The organism is Cupriavidus sp. H39 (assembly GCF_050271075.1).
GTDB classification, from domain to species: domain Bacteria; phylum Pseudomonadota; class Gammaproteobacteria; order Burkholderiales; family Burkholderiaceae; genus Cupriavidus; species Cupriavidus necator_B.
The window spans coordinates 59945-77212 of record NZ_CP189845.1; the positions used below are offsets into that span (position 1 = coordinate 59945).

The following is a 17268-nucleotide window of genomic DNA, read 5'->3' on the forward strand; positions in this document are numbered from 1 at the left end:
CGAGAAATGGACGCCACCCCCACTTCGACCATCTTCAACTTACAACAAGCCAGGAGACGACCATGACCTCTTCCGCCGCACGCGCCAACTTTCAATGGGACGACCCGCTGCTGCTCGACCAGCAGCTTACCGACGACGAGCGGGCGGTGCGCGATGCCGCCCGCGCCTACAGCCAGGAACGGCTTGCGCCGCGCGTCCTCGAAGCCTTTCGCAAGGAACAGACCGACCCGGCCATCTTCCGCGAGATGGGCGAACTGGGCCTGCTGGGCGCCACGATCCCAGAGGCCTACGGCGGCGCCGGCCTGAACTATGTCTGCTATGGCGTGGTGGCGCGCGAAGTCGAGCGCGTCGATTCGGGCTACCGCTCGATGATGAGCGTCCAGAGCTCGCTAGTGATGGTGCCGATCAACGAGTTCGGCAACGAGGCCACCAAGCGGAAGTACCTGCCGAAGCGCGCGAGCGGCGAGTGGATCGGCTGCTTTGGCCTCACCGAGCCGAACCACGGCAGCGACCCCGGCAGCATGATCACCCGTGCGAAGAAAGTGCCCGGCGGCTACAGCCTGACCGGCGCCAAGATGTGGATCACCAACAGCCCGATCGCCGACGTGTTCGTCGTCTGGGCCAAGGACGACGAGGGAGCCATCCGCGGCTTCGTGCTCGACAAGGGGGCCAAGGGCCTGTCCGCTCCGGCGATACACGGCAAGGTCGGCCTGCGCGCGTCGATCACCGGCGAGATCGTGATGGACGAGGTGTTCTGCCCCGAGGAAAATGCGTTCCCCGAGGTGCACGGCCTCAAGGGTCCCTTCACCTGCCTGAACAGCGCGCGGTACGGCATCGCCTGGGGCGCCTTGGGCGCGGCTGAAGACTGCTTTCACCGCGCCCGCCAGTACGTGCTGGACCGCAAGCAGTTCGGCCGGCCGCTGGCCGCCAACCAGCTCGTTCAGAAGAAGCTGGCCGACATGCTGACCGACATCACGCTCGGCCTGGAGGGCTGCCTGCGCCTCGGCCGCATGAAGGACGCTGGCACCGCCGCGGTTGAGATCACCTCGATCATGAAGCGCAACAGCTGCGGCAAGGCACTGGACATCGCCCGCGTGGCGCGCGACATGATGGGAGGCAACGGTATCAGCGACGAGTTCGGCGTCGCGCGCCACCTTGTCAACCTCGAAGTTGTCAACACCTACGAAGGCACTCACGACGTGCACGCACTGATCCTCGGGCGTGCTATCACCGGGATCGCGGCCTTCAACTGAGCGTGACCCCATAGACGAACTCAACGGTCACGACATCGAGGACCTGCGTCCCGGCATGCACGCGGCGTACTCGGAGACGATCACCGAAGTCGACATCGTTCTGTTCGCCGACGTCTCCGGCGACAACAACGCCGTGCGCACCAACGAGGAGTTCGCAGCGACGACCGCCTTCCTCCGCCGCATCGCGCACGGCTTCCCGACGGCCAGCGTGATCTCAGCGACGGTGGCTAAGCGCCTGCTCGGGCCGGGCAGGGTCTACTTCGGCCAGCGGCTGATGTCCACCTGGACCCCGGATCGGTAGCTCTGCTTCGGCTCTTTGATGGCGAGGTGGTGACTATCGTTGCTGAGCGGCGCTATAGCGAAAAAAGGAATTGCGGCTCTTAAAAGACCTTAAGCAACGCAAGACCACGAACCGGCGCGAAACAAACGCCGGTTCGATAGCCGTAACACGGCTCCTAACGCTTCTCACTGGCCGAAGCATCACTGAGAAGCGGCCACTGATCGTCAAGGCACTAGGCATCCTACCTTTAGTACTGCCAATACGTTGAGCATCGTCCCATCGTCAGAAGCCATTCCCGCGCAACGCCGCGTTGGGGCGGTTGACCGTGCGGGTCTTGGTGCTTGCTACGCGCGAGCACTCCAACCCAGCCTGGCACGGGGAGCAAATCACACAGCCCCATAGCCTTCGAGATAGCGGTATGCGTGCTGGAGGAAGCCAATATGTCTCTGTATGCCTTTTGCTCCCTTTGCCTGTTGCAACTGGATCGGCCTGGCCATGTTCCGCCTCACCCCAAGTTAGTGAAGTCGGCCACACTACGCACTACAAGTGGCGAAAACGCCTTCGCCTATCGCTGCTCACACTGCGGCGAAACGCTATTGCTGGCTTCGGCTGACGGTGAAGCACCGGACCGCTGGATGCGTCTAGCGGCCGACGATTGGAGCTAGGGCTGGTGTAGCCTGAGGTGGCGATGGTGATCACGCGCGGCGCCTTCACACGAGCGCTACGCGGTCCGCGGCGCAGATAGGCCAGCTCCGCTGGCGAACACGGCTTGCGAAAAGAGCTGGCGTGCCGTGAGGTCAAGGTGGGTTTGCACTGCGGACTTTATCTTGCGCCGACTGCAGCCAGGGGTTCGTGGGACTGTATGCGAATTTCGAGAGGCTGCTCCACCGCGATCCGCACTTGCCTACACCGGCAGTTCACCATACACCTTGTAGCGTCCCTTGCCGTCCCGCTTAGCTGCATAGAGGGCGGTATCGGCTTTCAAAAACAGTTCGCTGCTCGTCTGGCCATCTTCGGGGGCGCATATGGCAACTCCAACGGTTGCAGAAGCGCGGATACAAAGGTCGTCAATAGAATAGGGGTGAGACGCAAGCGCCACGGTTGCGGCAGCCACGCGTGCGGCGGCATCGCGGTCGGGGATTCGCTCCAAGATGATTGCAAACTCATCGCCGCCGATTCGAGCAACTGCGTCGCACTCCCGAACGCAGGATGAAAGTCGCTTGGCGAAAAGCCTCAGCAACTTGTCCCCAACGACATGTCCATAAGTGTCGTTGACCGGCTTGAAAGCGTCCAGATCGATGAGCAACAGCGCCATTGGGAGATTGTCGGTATCGGCACGCTCCTTCGCAAATGCCAGCTGTCGGTCAAATCCCTTGCGGTTGAGCAACTCCGTCAAAGGGTCAGATTGGGCTTGCCTTTCAAGCATCCTTACTCTTTGACGCTCAGCGGTCACGTCTCGAATAGAGATGTGTAGACCCACGACGGTGTCCCGCGCATCGTTCCACGCGGGCTGGTAAGTCGCGTCTAGGCATTCAACCTCGTTCCTAGGGTTCCAATCAAAGCTGACCGTGGAGCCGCCGAAGGCTCGATCAAGGTAAGGCTTGATGTCAGCATAAGCGGCAGCCCCCCAAAGCTCATGGATAGTAAGGCCAACTATCTGTTCAGTAGGGCGGCCAAATCGTCGCTCGTAAGCGTTGTTGACAAACACGTGGCATTCGTCCCGCCCGACATAGCACGCGAGGTCCATAGTGCTTTCCTGAACCACCTTGTGCAGCTGACCCAGGGGAACCAGCAGACGTCGAACTACCAACCACACTAATAGCACCACGACTGCTAGGCCAATAGTTGCCGCCAGGAGGAGCTTGTATCGCACGTCCACGAGCGGCGAGAATGCTTCCTTTGCAGGAAAAGTTCCAACAACTTCCCAACCCGCACTGGCGAGCAGATATCTCGCAACGATAGGTCGCGTAGGCCAGACAAACTCCCATGGATGTTGGGGACCCAACGTCCCGCAAGATTCGCCGAAAGCCTTCGCTGACGTGAGCAGCTTTGACCGGTCAGGATGGATGACGTAAAGAGGATTCTCGCCTGAAGAGATGAGGCAGTAGTAGCCCGTGGTCCCAATACGATTGTGATTTAGCTCCTGCAGGAAGCTTTCATGCAGAAGATACAGGCCGCCGGAAAGGATGGCGCGCAGGCGACCATCTTCAGCTCGGATGGGAATTGCCATGAATATGGACAGCGTGTCGGTACCTCTACTTATCAGCGGCTCGGATATGGCAACGGATGCACCGTGGACGATTTGCTGGATATAGCCGCGATCAGCCAAGTTCATCTGCTTGGTTTGGATTGGCGTCGTGTTGAACGCGACCTCACCATCCGGCCACACTAAGAACACTGTACTGAAGGCCTCGGGAATCGAAACCGCTTGCGCGGCGAGTTTTTTCAGTTCATGTGGGGGCCGCTCAAGCATCGGGGCGAGTTGGCTGGCGATCCGGCGTAGGATCAACTCACGACCTTCGAACCGGTCGTCCAGTCGTTCAGCCATCAACTCCACTCTCTCATCTTGCTGAGACTGGAGACTATCCCTCAGGATGACGTAGGCGTCGTATTGGATGACGGCCAATACACCAATCATGAGCACTACAACTAGCGCGGTCGCTGCCGCCGCTCGGAACTTCAGGGACAATCGCACTAGCTCTACTCTTCTGTCCGCCGCCGGAAACCGGTGGCCGTGATGAAGCGTCTCTTCTTCATCGCCCCATCTCATGCGACCGACTTGCTAACGTGACAATACCGCCCCCGCCTTTCGCGAGAGCCAGGCATCCATGCGCCGGCGACGTGTCCTGATGGCCGGCGAACGGGAGTGCGAGCCGATACATGATCCCGAAGAGAAAGGTGGACGACGCCATGGGAGCGATGCTACTCAAATCGGTGCCGTTGGATTGTCAACAAATCTGAATCGCGGGCAGGGCGGATGGTTGCTGGTTAGGCCTGGCTTCTCGGCAGCCTGCTTCATCCGCACGCAGTCCGCTTCCCAGGTGCTCGGTCCTCTGCAGGCCCCACCAGCTTGCCCCCACCTGTTGGAACGCATCAATGATTGCCTTCAGCGCTCGATGAATGGGAAGCCGCTGACGGACTCGAAGCGGTCAAAGACACAAGCGCTGGCGAATCCCCGCATAGTGGCCCAGCGGACAATCTACCGAGACGCCGAGCTCCCGAACCCTGGACACGCACAATTACCGGGTCAGGCAACGTCGGAATCCGGGGCCGCATCTCGGCATCACTTTGAACGTAATCTATAAGCGGGGATATCAGCTCGAACATGTTTCCCCCCGGGGCGACCACTAGCGAACAGACTTGAGCCTGGCGGCGCGTACGATGAAATGGCGCACGGCGTTCAGAATTCCTGAGAATTCGTCCGTGGAAAACAGGTTAGATTATTGGGGGAGCATCATAGGCTCCTTAGGTACGTGCGTTTCGTACGACTATCCCTTGCAGCCAGACACTCGCTCTCGTCTGGCTGTTTTTTTCATGGTATTGAAGTTTGCAGCGAAGTGCCTGAGATAGGGGCATACACAATCAGATCACGAGGCGTGCTACTCGCTGCAGGCCCTGCCGAACAAGTGGCTGGCCACCGAGCACTGTGCCGTGTTGCCTGACGAGAATCTGCTGGCGCAAGTATCGGGCATTTGCCGACGTCGGGGCTGTCTCAAGCACTACCCGGGGAATCCCTGCCCAAGTACTGAGCGATATCTACATCATCAACTTGCTACGGACGCATGTACTCCTCGGCATAGCGTCGATACACACCGGAGGTCAGGAGCAGGTCGAAGAGTTCCGGATCGAGATGCTGCTGCGCGACGGCCATCGCCACGATACGGACGGCTTCGGACAGTGTCTTTGCCTTCCTGTACGGAGGGTCGGCCGCCGTGAGCGCTTCGAAGCCATTCAGGCCCATCGCGAGGGCGGTGACAAGCATAAAGGCGGCAGCTTTGCGCATTCCGCAGATCAACTTCAGTCGTCGATGCGGGCCGAACGAACGCTAGCTGGACGTGATCTTCCGCTCATCCTGTCGCCACCCGGACGCGTGTTCTGCGCAATCCCGTCCTCGCCGCGGCCCGCCGGCAGCAGGCTCAAGACAGTGGATCAAATTTAACGCAAGAACATCGCGCCAAGGATGCCACCTAACTCGTGCCGCCGTGCTACCGACATCCGGGACGCGGTGGACACAATGCTGAGCGCAGCCTCCGCACCCATAGCCAGCGGTAACGCATAACCCACGCCGGCTACCCCTTCGGCGCCCGCCAGGGCGTAACCAAGCTTGCGACTGCGTTCGACCCCGCGCATCATCCTTAGCAGGCTCAGGCCGCCGGCCTCGTATTCGGCGCGGTGCCGTGCAAAGTGCGCGCGCACCGCATCGTTGTCGAACTTCGCCAACAGGGCCATGCTGCCCGTCCCCTGGCCTAGCAAGCGGGACGTGCCGGTCAGCGTATGGAAGGACTTGATACGGTGGCCGCCTTCTTCTGCATGCAAGCAATGCCCGTAGTCGCCGAGGCGTACGATCAGGAAGACGGTATCGCCAGTGAGCCGTGCCAGCGCCTTCATCTTGGTTATCAGCTCGCTGTTGAGCGGCGCTCGGTTCATTGCGCGCAGACCCAGCGCCATGGCGGCGGTGCCCAGGCGATAGCGCCTACTGCTGGAATCACGCTCCACGTAGTCCGCGGACTCGAGAAAGCGTGCCATGCGATGTGCGGTCGTCCGGTCAATGTCTGCCTTTGCGGCAAGCTCCGGCAGGGTCAGCCCCACGTCCTGCTGCTCGGCCACTAGCTGGAGGAGGGCGAAAGCGCGGGAGAGGCTTTGTACGCCGGCGGGTGCGGTGGACTTAGGAGGCATGGAAGGGGGCGGCAAAACAACTTCGGAGTCCGGGACCGAATCCTGTCGTTCCCCGGGGCGGGCATAGGTTGTTCACATTGTGCACGAACTGCACGATTGCAATTGTCCAGCGCAGCGTCATGGTTTGCAATAGATCCATCCCGGAACCTCAATCATGCGCCATGATCCCCATAGAATCCCGCATTGACCCGTCCTCCGACGCCTTCGCCCGCCAGCGTGCCGGCATGCAGGCGCTGATCGACCACCTGCATGGGCTTGAGCAGCGCGCCGCAGCCGCCTCCGAGCGGGCACGGCCGGCCTTTGCAAGACGCGGTGCACTGCTGCCTCGCGAGCGCATCGGCCGCCTGTTGGATCCGGGCGCGTCGTTCCTGCCCATTGCGACGCTCGCGGGCTTCGGCATGGACGACCCGGACCATGAGACGTCGATTCCCGGCGGTTCGCTGGTTGCCGGTATCGGCTTCGTCTGCGGCGTGCGCTGCATGGTGCTGGCCACCGATTCCGGCATCGACGCCGGCGCCATGACCGAAGCCGGTAACATGAAACTGGTGCGCTGCCAGGAGATCGCGCTGGAGAACCGGCTGCCGTTCATCCACCTGGTGGAATCGGCGGGCGCCAACCTGCGCAAATACCGCGTCGACAAGTTCGTGCGCGGCGGCGCGCTGTTCTACAACCTGGCACGCCTGTCCGCGGCCGGGCTGCCGGTGATCACGGTGGTGCACGGCTCATCCACCGCGGGTGGCGCCTACATGCCCGGACTGTCCGATTACGTGGTGATGGTGCGCAATCGCGCACGCGCCTTCCTGGCCGGCCCGCCGCTGCTGAAAGCCGCCACCGGCGAAATCGCCACTGACGAAGAACTGGGCGGTGCCGATCTGCACGCCACGACCAGCGGCCTGGCCGAATACCTGGCCGAAGACGACGAGCACGCCATTGCCACCGCACGCGACATCGTCGCCAGCCTAGACTGGCCCAAGGTGGTGCCACCGCCCGCACAGCCTGCGCAACCGCCACGCCTGGATTCGTCTGAACTGGACGGCGTGATGACGCTGGACATGAAGCGCCCGGTCGACATGCGCGAGGTCATCGCCCGTATCGTCGACGACTCCGCCTGGCTGCCGTTCAAGCCCGACTACGGCCCGGGCACAGTGTGCGGCCACGCGCGCATCGAAGGAAACACGGTAGGCTTCATTACCAACAATGGTCCGATCGATCCCGCCGGGGCGACCAAGGCCGCACAGTTCATCCAGCTGTGCAACCAGTCGGACACGCCGATCGTGTTCCTGCAGAACACCACTGGCTTTATCGTCGGGCGCGCCTCGGAGGAGGCTGGCATGATCAAGCACGGCTCCAAGTTGATCCAGGCGCTGTCGAACTCGAAAGTACCGCAGATCACCCTATATTGCGGTTCCTCATTCGGGGCGGGGAACTTCGGCATGTGCGGAAGAGGGTTCCGGCCGCGCTTCTGCTTCTCCTGGCCCAACGCACGCACCGCCGTGATGGGCGGCGAGCAGGCCGCCATGACGCTGGAGATTGTGGCGCGCCAGCAGGCCGCACGCAAGGGCGTAGCGGTCGACGAGGCACAGCTCAAAAGCCAGACCGCAGAGATTGTTGCCAATTTCGAGCGCCAGGCTAGCGCCTTCGTCACCAGCGGGCTGCTGCTCGATGACGGTGTGATCGATCCGCGCGATACCCGCGCCGTGCTGGCCTTCGTGCTGGCCACCGCGCGCGAGGCCAGCCTGCGCCAGACACATCCCGTGCAGTTCGGCGTGGGCCGCTTCTGACCGAACGCTATCCAGACAATAGAATTCCAGGAGATCAACATGCTCTACAACGAAGAACACCGCAACATCATGGACAGCATCCGCCGCTTCGTTGCGGCGGAGATCAATCCCTTCGTCGATGAGTGGGAAGCCGCCGAAATTTTTCCGGCGCACGAGCTGTTCAAGAAAATGGGCGACCTCGGCTTCCTGGGTATCACCAAGCCGGTGGAATACGGCGGCCTGGGCCTCGACTTCTCGTACGCCGTCGCCGCCGCCGAGGCGCTGGGCTATGCGCGTGCGCAGGGCATCGGCATGGGCGTTGGCGTGCAGACCGACATGGCCACGCCTGCGCTGACCGCCTTTGGATCGGACGAACTCAAGCGCAATTACCTGGCGCCGGCCATCGCAGGCGACATGGTGTGTTCGATCGGCGTGTCCGAAGCCGGCGCTGGATCCGACGTAGCCTCGCTCAAAACCCGGGCCGTGCGCGACGGCGACGACTACGTCATTACCGGCTCCAAGATGTGGATCACCAATGGCACGCAGTCCGACTGGATCTGCCTGCTGTGCAACACCTCAGAGGGGCCTGTGCACAAGAACAAGTCGCTGATCATCGTGCCGCTCAAGGAGGGCGGCAAGCGCGTACGCGGCGTGGAGGTGCAGAAGATCAAGAAGTTCGGTATGTGGTGCTCCGACACCGCGCAGATCTTCTTCGACGAAGTGCGCGTGCCGGTGCGAAACCGCATCGGCGAGGAAGGTCTGGGCTTCATCTACCAGATGAAGCAGTTCCAGGAAGAGCGCCTTAACGGCGCCGCGCGCCGGCTGGCTTGCACCGCCCTGATCGAAGAGACCGCTGACTATTTGCGCCAGCGCATTGCCTTCGGCAAACCGCTGCTGGACAACCAGTTTATCCAGTTCAAACTCGCCGAGCTGAAGACCGAGATGGAAGCCCTGCGCGCGCTGGTTTACATGGCAACGCAGACCTATATCGAGGGCGGCGATGTGATTGAACTGGCCTCAATGGCCAAGCTCAAGGCCGGGCGTCTGTCGCGCGAGGTTGCCGACTGGTGCATGCAATTCCAGGGTGGCATGGGCTATACGTGGGACAACCACGCCTCGCGCGCCTACCGAGACTTCCGCCTCGGTTCGATCGGCGGGGGGGCTGACGAAGTGATGATGCAGGTCATTGCCAAGCAGATGGGCCTGATGTCGCGCGGCTGACGTGATGGGGAAGCAAACAACTGCGACGACTGCCATGCCCGACACCTCCCTTACCGATGCGGTGATCGTGCGCCGCGCCAGCGGCGTGCTGTTCGCCACACTAAACATCCCTGCCACCCGCAATGCGTTAGCACCCGAAGTGGTAGCCGCGCTGGCGGGCGCGGTAGAGCAGGCCGAAGCGGACTCCGAGGTTCGCGCGCTGGTGCTGCGTGGCGCCGGCGGTATCTTCAGTGCCGGGGGCAACGTGGGCAACTTCAAGGCTCGCCTTGATGCCGACACCAGCCAGGAAGACCCGGTCGCTACACGCAACCGCCAGTTTGGTTACTTCATGCAGCGCCTGACCATGCTTCCGGTGCCGGTGATTGCAGCCGTGGACGGCGCAGCGATGGGCGGCGGCATGGGGCTGGCGTGCGCCGCGGACATCGTGCTGGCCACGCGCGACGCACGCTTTGCGCTGTCGGAAACCACGCTGGGCATTATTGCCGCGCAGATCGCGCCATTCGTGGTGCAGCGCGTTGGCGCCACGACCACGCGCCGCCTCGGCCTGACCGGCGAGCGCGTCAGCGGCAATGCCGCCGTGGCCATCGGGCTGGTCGACCAGTTGGCGGCCGACAGCGCTGAACTGGACAGCCTCCTCGCCGAGTGGTTGACACGTATCGGCCGCTGCGGCCCGAACGCCAATCGCGTGTTCAAGACGCTGGTGGGCCGCTGCGGCCAGGAGCCGGCCGGTTCGCTGCTGGACGAGGCCTCGCACTTGTTCGCGCAGTGCATGCGGCGCGAGGGCGCCGAAGGCGTAGCCGCCTTCCGCGAAAAGCGGGACGCGAACTGGACGGTCCGCTTCGACGTCGGTGCCGTGCGCGCCGCGCAGGCGGTAGTCTGACCTTCCCGCCAGCCCCTTCCAGATAATTCAAAGGATTCCCATGTCTGCAACCAGCCGACCCTTTCATACGCTGCTCGTCGCCAACCGCGGCGAGATCGCGGTGCGTATCATGCAAACCGCGCGTCGCCTCGGGCTGGCCACCGTGGCCGTCTATTCCGAGGCCGACCGCCAGAGCCCGCACGTGGCCTTTGCCGACCGCGCGGTCTGTATCGGCGCTGCCGCGCCGCGCGAGTCGTACCTGAACGTTTCAGCCATCATAGAAGCCGCCCGCTCCAGCGGTGCCGACGCGATCCATCCAGGCTACGGCTTTCTGGCCGAAAATGCCGCGTTCGCCGAGGCCGTCACCGCAGCCGGGCTGGTCTTCGTCGGTCCGCCGGCCGAAGCCATCCGCGCCATGGGCAACAAAGCGGAAGCCAAGCGCCTGATGCTGGCAGCCGACATGCCCTGCGTGCCCGGCTATCAGGGTGCGAGTCAGGATGACGCCACGCTGCTGGCCCAGTCGGAGTCCATCGGTTTCCCGCTGATGGTCAAGGCAGCGGCGGGCGGCGGCGGGCGCGGCATGCGGCTGGTGCGTGACGCGGCGGCACTGCCGGCCGCGTTGACCAGCGCGCGCTCCGAGGCGGCTGCCGCGTTCGGCTCCGATGAGCTGATTCTCGAGCGCGCGGTCATCGCACCGCGCCACGTGGAGATCCAGGTCTTTGCCGACACCCACGGCAATGTGATTCACCTCGGTGAGCGTGACTGCTCGGTGCAGCGCCGCCACCAGAAGGTCATTGAAGAAGCGCCGTCGCCCGCCGTCGGCCCGGCGCTGCGTGGACGCATGGGAGAAGCCGCCGTGCGCGCGGCAAAGGCAATCGGCTATGTCGGTGCCGGCACCATGGAGTTTCTGCTCGACGCCGACGGCAACTTCTACTTCATGGAGATGAACACGCGCCTGCAGGTCGAGCATGCGGTGACCGAGGCCATCACCGGTTTCGACCTTGTCGAATGGCAATTGCGCGTGGCGGCGGGAGAGCCGTTGCCGGTGACGCAGGACCAGGTGAAACTCAACGGCCACGCCATCGAGGTCCGCCTGACGGCGGAGGACGTGCCCGCCGGCTTCCTGCCGCAGGGCGGGCCGCTGCTTCGCTGGCGACCGCCAGGTGCGGGCCGCGACGTGCGCGTGGACCATGCGCTGGAAGAGGGCGGGACCATCCCCACACACTATGATTCGATGGTCGCCAAGCTGGTCGCGCACGGCGCCGACCGTGAAGAGGCACGCCGCAAGCTACTGCGCGCGGTGGAAGACTGCGTGCTGTTGGGCGTGCCGACCAATCAGGGCTTCTTGGCCGCTTGTCTCGCGCACGCGGCCTTCGCAGGCAATGATGTGCACACGGGATTTGTGGACGCCCATATGCAGGCTGCGCTCCAGGTCGCCGTGCCGCCGCAGCATGTGGCGGCAACCGCAGCCCTGGCTGCATCAGGCATGCTCAGTAGCAAAGGCAAGCCGGCTTCGCTGGCGCGTGCCGCCTCCAGCATTGTGCTGAACTCGGCAGGTAAGGCGTGGCAAATCACCCTGTGGGTAACCACTGACGGCTGGCGCGCCTGTCTGCGCGAGCGCGGTGAGGAACAGCCGCAGGTTGAATGCACGCTGCGCGTGCTGCGCGCCAATGGTACCAACGGGACGGCATTGGTCGAATGCGATGGCGTGGTCTATCCGCTGGTTTTCGCCGCCGACAAGCACGTCCTGCACCTGTTTCAGTCTGGCCATGCCTGGCAATTCGAGCTACACGATCCGCGCCGCCGCCGTGATGCCGGCGACGCCGACGGCGCGCTGCAGGCGCCGCTGACGGCCCGGATCGTTGCGGTCAATGTGACCGAGGGCGAGCGCGTGGAAGCGGGCCAGGCACTAGTCGTGCTGGAGGCCATGAAGATGGAACACACCATCGTCGCCCCTTTTGCCGGCGTGGTGGTGGAACTGCCCGCCCGAGCCGGTGGTCAGGCTAGCGCGGGTTCGCTGCTGGCGCGCGTAGAGGCCGACGCGGTCGCGAAGGAACAGGCATGAGTGAATCCGTGAACACCGAAAAGATGGTGCGCATCGGCGGCGCCTCCGGTTTCTGGGGCGATTCCGCCATCGCCACGCCGCAATTGCTGCGGGTGCCGGGCCTGCAATACCTCGTCTACGACTACCTGGCAGAAACCACCATGTCGATCCTGGCGCGTGCCCGAGCCAAGGATTCGGCGCTGGGCTACGCCACGGATTTCGTTCATGCCGCGATCGGCCCGAATCTTAGTGAGATCCTGCGACGAGGCATCCGTGTGATCGCCAACGCCGGGGGCCTCAATCCGCAGGCGTGCCGTGACGCGCTGATGAAAGTCGCTGAACAGCAGGGGTTGTCGCCCCGCATCGCCGTGGTCAGTGGCGATGACGTGCAGCCGCAGTTTCAGCAATGGTGTGCAAACGGATTGACTGACCTCGGCGGCAATCCGGTACCGACCGCCGAACCGTGGTCGGCCAATGCCTACACTGGCGCGCAGGGCATCGCCCGGGCCTTGGCACTGGGAGCTGATATCGTCATTGCCGGTCGCTGCGTAGACAGCGCCGTGGTGGTGGGTGCGCTCGCCCACGAGTTCGGCTGGAGCTGGACGGACTGGGACCGCTTGGCCGCGGGCACGCTGGCTGGCCACGTGATCGAGTGTGGAGCGCAGGCCACAGGCGGACTGTTCACCGACTGGGAGCGTGTACCCGGCTGGGACTGCATGGGCTATCCGGTGATTGATTGCGCGCACGACGGTAGCTTCGTGCTGAGCAAGCCAGATGACACGGGCGGCTTGATCGAGCCGGCGGCGGTCGCTGAACAAGTATTGTATGAGGTAGGTGATCCCGCCAACTACCTGATGCCGGACGTGACGTGCGATTTCCGCATGGTGCGCACCGAACTGGTCGAGCCGGGGCGCGTCCGGGTGCAGGGTGCCCGTGGCCGCGCACCCGGCACCCATTACAAGGGTAATGCGACCTGGCAGGACGGCTATCAGATCAGCCTGATGATGGCGATCCGTGGAATCGATGCACCCGCCAAGGCCCGTCGTACCGCCGAGGCCCTGTTGGCGCGCACCCGCGCCATGCTGGCCGAGCGCCAGATGCCGGACTATACCGAGACCGTTGTCGAGCTTCTCGGCTGTGAATCCCAGTATGGTCAGCATGCACGTGCATTGCCGACGCGTGAAGTGGTGCTCCGCATCGCCGCGCGCCATCCGCTCGCAAAAGGTCTGGGCTTTCTGCAGCGTGAATGCTCCTCGGCGGGGACTTCCATGGCAGCCGGCACGCGCTCGTCGTTTGCGGGGCGTGTCGACATCCAGCCGGTGGTGAAGGTGTTCTCCTTCCTGGTGCCAAAGGCAGATGTGCCAATGCGGGTGGAGTTTGAGGGCAGCGTGCTGCTGTTACCCGAAGCCGCAGTCAGTACGCCGCAGGAGCCGCCGGTCGGGATCGACCTGCCAGCCCTGCCGGCGGTACCCGAGGAGCCGAAGGTGGGGCGACCACTGATTACGCTAGCCTATGCGCGCAGTGGCGACAAAGGGGATGACGAGAACATCGGCGTGATTGCGCGCAAGCCTGAGTACCTGCCGCTGCTGCGGGAGCAGCTTAACCCGCAAGCCGTGCGCGAGTACTTCGCCCATCTGGTGGAGGGTGAGGTTGAACGCTTCGATGTCCCTGGCCTGCATGCGCTGAACTTCCTGATGCACGGGGCACTGGCTGGCGGCGGCGTGGCGAGCCTGCGATCGGATCCGCTGGGCAAGAGCTTTGCGCAGATGCTGCTGGACTTTCCGCTTTCCGTACCGCGGAGCTGGGCGTAGGCCTGGCCCGTATACCCAGTGCGCCGAAACAGGCGCCTCATTCGACGAGGAAGAGACATGACCCGACTCAAGCCCAAGGCGCGCATCCGACGCTTGCTCAGCCTGAGCCTGTTTGCAGGGCTCGCTGCTGCATTGCCAGCAATGGCGCAGGGTGACGCCTATCCCAATCGCCCGATCCGTGTGGTGGTGCCCTACACGCCGGGCGGCGTCTCCGACACAGTGACCCGACTGGTGATGCTGAAGCTCGCCGAGCGCATTGGCCAGCCTGTGGTGGTGGAGAACCGTCCCGGCGCCAACGGCATGATCGGCTCGGACAACATTGCCAAGTCCGCGCCAGATGGCTATTCGCTGCTCGTTGTCGTTGCCGCGCACGCCATCAATCCCAGCCTGTATCCGAAGATGAGCTTTGATCCGCTCAAGGACCTCACTGGAGTCAGCATGATCGGGCGGATTCCATTGCTGCTGGTCTCGAGCGCGCAACTGCCACCCACCAATGTGAAGGAAATGGTGGCATGGGGCAAGGCCAACCCCGAGAGAATGGCTTTTGCCTCGAGCGGTAACGGTTCAGGTGCGCATCTGGCGGGCGAGCTGTTCTCGCAAGCAGCCGGCCTGAAGATGATGCATGTGCCGTACAAGGGCATTTCACCGGCACTGCCTGACCTCTTCACGGGGCAGATCGCCATCATCTTCGATTCGGTGCAGACCATGATGCCGCTGGTGAAGGCCGGCAAGGTACGTGCGCTGGCTATTTGTAACCCGACACGGTGGCCGGCCGCGCCGAATGTGCCAACCATGGCCGAGGCCGGATATCCGGCGGTGACGGCGGGTAGCTGGATCGGGCTGATTGCGCCGGCAAAGACGCCGCCGGCAGTGCTAGCGAAGCTGTCGACGGAAATGGATGCCGTGCTGCGGCAGCCTGATGTGCAGGCCAAACTGATCGACTATGGCATTGATCCGGTCGGTGGCAAGCCGGAGCAGTTCCAGACGTTCATCAAGAGCGAAGCGGTGCGATGGGGCGAAGTGGTGAAGAAAGGTGGGGTGAGGCTGGAGTAAATGAGGGCGGCGTGTTGGTCGGGCGGATCCCGCCCGACTTGCGCGCCTCCGTTGCTGACATCCAGTAAAAAAAGGGAGGCGCTTTGCTTCCCTTTTTTTCAAATTGTGCCGCGGTTTTCCCACACTCGTGCTCGCGGCCAGCAGAATTAAGGGGTAGAAATACCACAAGCGCGCTGGCGGAAGGCCACTCCTTCAGCGCGCGGCCGTGTTTACAACACGCCACGCGCCCGATACGCGCGGACCTCCGCTTCCGTCATGCCCAGCATTTCACGCATCGTCTGCTCGGTGTGTTCGCCTAGCTGCGGCGGCGCGCGCATCTCTACCGGTGTGGCCGAAAAGCGCAGCGGACTCCGTAGCGACGGCGCATCTACGCCGCTTGCATGCGGGAGTTTCATCAGGAGTCCGCGGTGTTTCACCTGGGGGTCCGCAAAGACCTCGTCCATGCTGTTGATCGGCCCGCACGGCACAGCCGCTTGCTCCAGGCTGGCCACCAGATCGGCGGACTTCCACGTGCCAATGCGCGCAGCGATCAACTCGCGCAGCAGCGGGCGGTTATTGACGCGCTCCATGTTCTGGCCAAAGCGTTCGTCCGTGATGAGTTCCGCGCAGCCCAGCACCTTGCACAGCGCCGCGAACTGGCCGTTGTTGCCGGCGGCGATGATCAGGTGTCCATCGGCGCAGCGGAACACCTCTGAGGGCGATGCGACCGGATTGGTATTGCCGGCGCGCTGCGGGACTTTTCCGGAGATGTGATAGCCCAACGCGAGGTGTCCGTTGGCCGCAACTGAAGCGTCGAGCATGGCGGCATCGATGTACTGGCCCTCACCAGTGGCCTTGCGATGGTAGAGCGCTCCCATCAATGCCACGGAAGCATAGAGGCCAGTCAGGATGTCAGTTAGCGGAATTGCAGTGCGCATCGGTGCGCCACCGGGGCTGCCGTCAGGTTGGCCGCAGGTGCTCATCAGGCCCGCCATCCCTTGCAGGATGAAGTCGTAGGCGGGACGCGGGGCATAGGGACCGTCGGGGCCGAAGCCGGTCACGGAGCAATAGATGATGTCGGCGCGCAGCGCGCGGATCGAGTCGTAATCCAATCCGTATTTCTTCAGGCTGCCGGCCTTGTAGTTTTCCACCACGACGTCGCATTGGGCCGCCAGGCGGCGCACCAGGTCCGCGCCCTCCGGCTGCGAGATGTCGACAGTGACGGACTGCTTACCCCGGTTGCAGCACAGGAAGAAGGCTGAGTCGTTGGTCTGCTGGCCGTCAGCGCTGGTCAGGAATGGCCCCATCTTTCGGGTGTCGTCACCATCGCCTGGCTTCTCAATTTTGTAGACGGTGGCACCCATGTCGGCCAGGTTCTGTGTGGCCCACGGGCCGGCGACAACCCGGGTCAGGTCGAGGACTTTGATGCCTTGGAGAATTGCGCTCATGTCGTTGCTGGCAATAATTGTAATAATAAAAAAGGATCCAATAAAAACATGATCCTACGAACCCACACATCGCGCAATTTGCGAGTACAAAAGTATGGCTATTGCCAAGCCGCACAGAGCTGGGGAAACGGCGATATCTCCGCTTTGGCCTGCCTGTGCCGCTCGTGTTCCGAGGCGTTTCATCGGACGCGGCGATCATTGCACCATATTGATCTCGCGTGCGGCCATGCCCCGGGCGTACATGGCGATGTCGACGACAAGTCAAATTCTGAGGTCATCCATGTGGAGCGAAGGTTCCGCACCGAAAACCGCGAGCATATGCTCGCTCGGCAGCACGATGGGCGAGAGAGTCAAAGGCGAGTGGTGGGGTGGATATCGAGTGCCTCAAAACGGTCTCTTATTTACGTGCCATCAATGAATGCGTTTGCTAATGAATTGGATATGCCGCGGGCCTGGCATACCAGCAACAGCGTGACGCCGAAGGGAGCTCATAGACGGACTTTTCAAGAAGATGCAGATGATTGAAGTCGTACGCGACGGCCAGACCACTGTCGACTTTCGGGAGATTTGAAATATCCACCAAGAAGCTGCAGAGGCGAATTGAGCGGACGGTATCCCGCATGAAATTTTTGTGAACGGCGATGCAGAAGCGACGTCCGGAAAG

General features: G+C 62.9%; 11 protein-coding genes and 1 pseudogene. 8 read left to right on the top strand and 4 right to left on the bottom strand.

The window, feature by feature from the left end; all coding sequences use genetic code 11:
• Positions 1–62: 62 nt before the first annotated feature.
• Positions 63–1253 (top strand): acyl-CoA dehydrogenase, encoded by a 1191-nt coding sequence (locus ACOCMH_RS00225; protein WP_427306012.1) that lies wholly within the window; start codon positions 63–65, stop codon positions 1251–1253.
• 10 nt (positions 1254–1263) lie between these two features.
• Positions 1264–1527 (top strand): annotated as a pseudogene (locus ACOCMH_RS00230) (MaoC/PaaZ C-terminal domain-containing protein); the annotation flags it as partial.
• A 910-nt stretch (positions 1528–2437) separates the two neighbouring features.
• On the opposite strand, the gene ACOCMH_RS00235 reads toward ACOCMH_RS00230, so the two are convergent.
• The 3 genes from ACOCMH_RS00235 to ACOCMH_RS00245 form a co-directional block, all read right to left on the bottom strand.
• On the bottom strand, positions 2438–4303 hold the full coding sequence (locus tag ACOCMH_RS00235; protein ID WP_427306013.1) for a diguanylate cyclase domain-containing protein: 1866 nt from the start codon (positions 4301–4303) through the stop codon (positions 2438–2440).
• A gap of 1002 nt (positions 4304–5305) precedes the next feature.
• Complete coding sequence (locus tag ACOCMH_RS00240; RefSeq protein ID WP_427306014.1) at positions 5306–5536, bottom strand: hypothetical protein; 231 nt, start codon at positions 5534–5536, stop codon at positions 5306–5308.
• 152 nt (positions 5537–5688) lie between these two features.
• Positions 5689–6342, bottom strand: coding sequence for an IclR family transcriptional regulator (locus ACOCMH_RS00245; RefSeq protein WP_427306015.1), 654 nt, complete (start codon positions 6340–6342; stop codon positions 5689–5691).
• A gap of 248 nt (positions 6343–6590) precedes the next feature.
• Between ACOCMH_RS00245 and ACOCMH_RS00250 the strand changes: the two genes are divergently transcribed.
• Genes ACOCMH_RS00250 through ACOCMH_RS00275 form a run of 6 tightly spaced genes read left to right on the top strand, consistent with a single transcriptional unit; the run spans position 6591 to position 15177 of the window.
• Complete coding sequence (locus tag ACOCMH_RS00250; protein WP_427306016.1) at positions 6591–8210, top strand: acyl-CoA carboxylase subunit beta; 1620 nt, start codon at positions 6591–6593, stop codon at positions 8208–8210.
• Positions 8211–8249: 39 nt separating this feature from the next.
• Positions 8250–9410, top strand: coding sequence for an acyl-CoA dehydrogenase family protein (locus ACOCMH_RS00255; protein ID WP_427306018.1), 1161 nt, complete (start codon positions 8250–8252; stop codon positions 9408–9410).
• A gap of 34 nt (positions 9411–9444) precedes the next feature.
• Entirely contained in the window at positions 9445–10290 is an 846-nt protein-coding gene (locus ACOCMH_RS00260) for an enoyl-CoA hydratase/isomerase family protein (RefSeq protein ID WP_427306019.1), read from the top strand.
• A gap of 40 nt (positions 10291–10330) precedes the next feature.
• Positions 10331–12334, top strand: coding sequence for an acetyl/propionyl/methylcrotonyl-CoA carboxylase subunit alpha (locus ACOCMH_RS00265; RefSeq protein WP_427306020.1), 2004 nt, complete (start codon positions 10331–10333; stop codon positions 12332–12334).
• Positions 12331–14124, top strand: coding sequence for an acyclic terpene utilization AtuA family protein (locus ACOCMH_RS00270; protein WP_427306021.1), 1794 nt, complete (start codon positions 12331–12333; stop codon positions 14122–14124). The genes ACOCMH_RS00265 and ACOCMH_RS00270 overlap by 4 nt, the downstream gene beginning before the upstream one ends.
• Positions 14125–14181: 57 nt before the next feature.
• Entirely contained in the window at positions 14182–15177 is a 996-nt protein-coding gene (locus tag ACOCMH_RS00275; RefSeq protein WP_427306022.1) for a tripartite tricarboxylate transporter substrate binding protein, read from the top strand.
• A gap of 209 nt (positions 15178–15386) precedes the next feature.
• Here the strand turns inward: ACOCMH_RS00275 and ACOCMH_RS00280 are convergent, their stop codons facing one another.
• Positions 15387–16604, bottom strand: coding sequence for a CaiB/BaiF CoA transferase family protein (locus ACOCMH_RS00280; protein WP_427306023.1), 1218 nt, complete (start codon positions 16602–16604; stop codon positions 15387–15389).
• Positions 16605–17268: the final 664 nt, after the last annotated feature.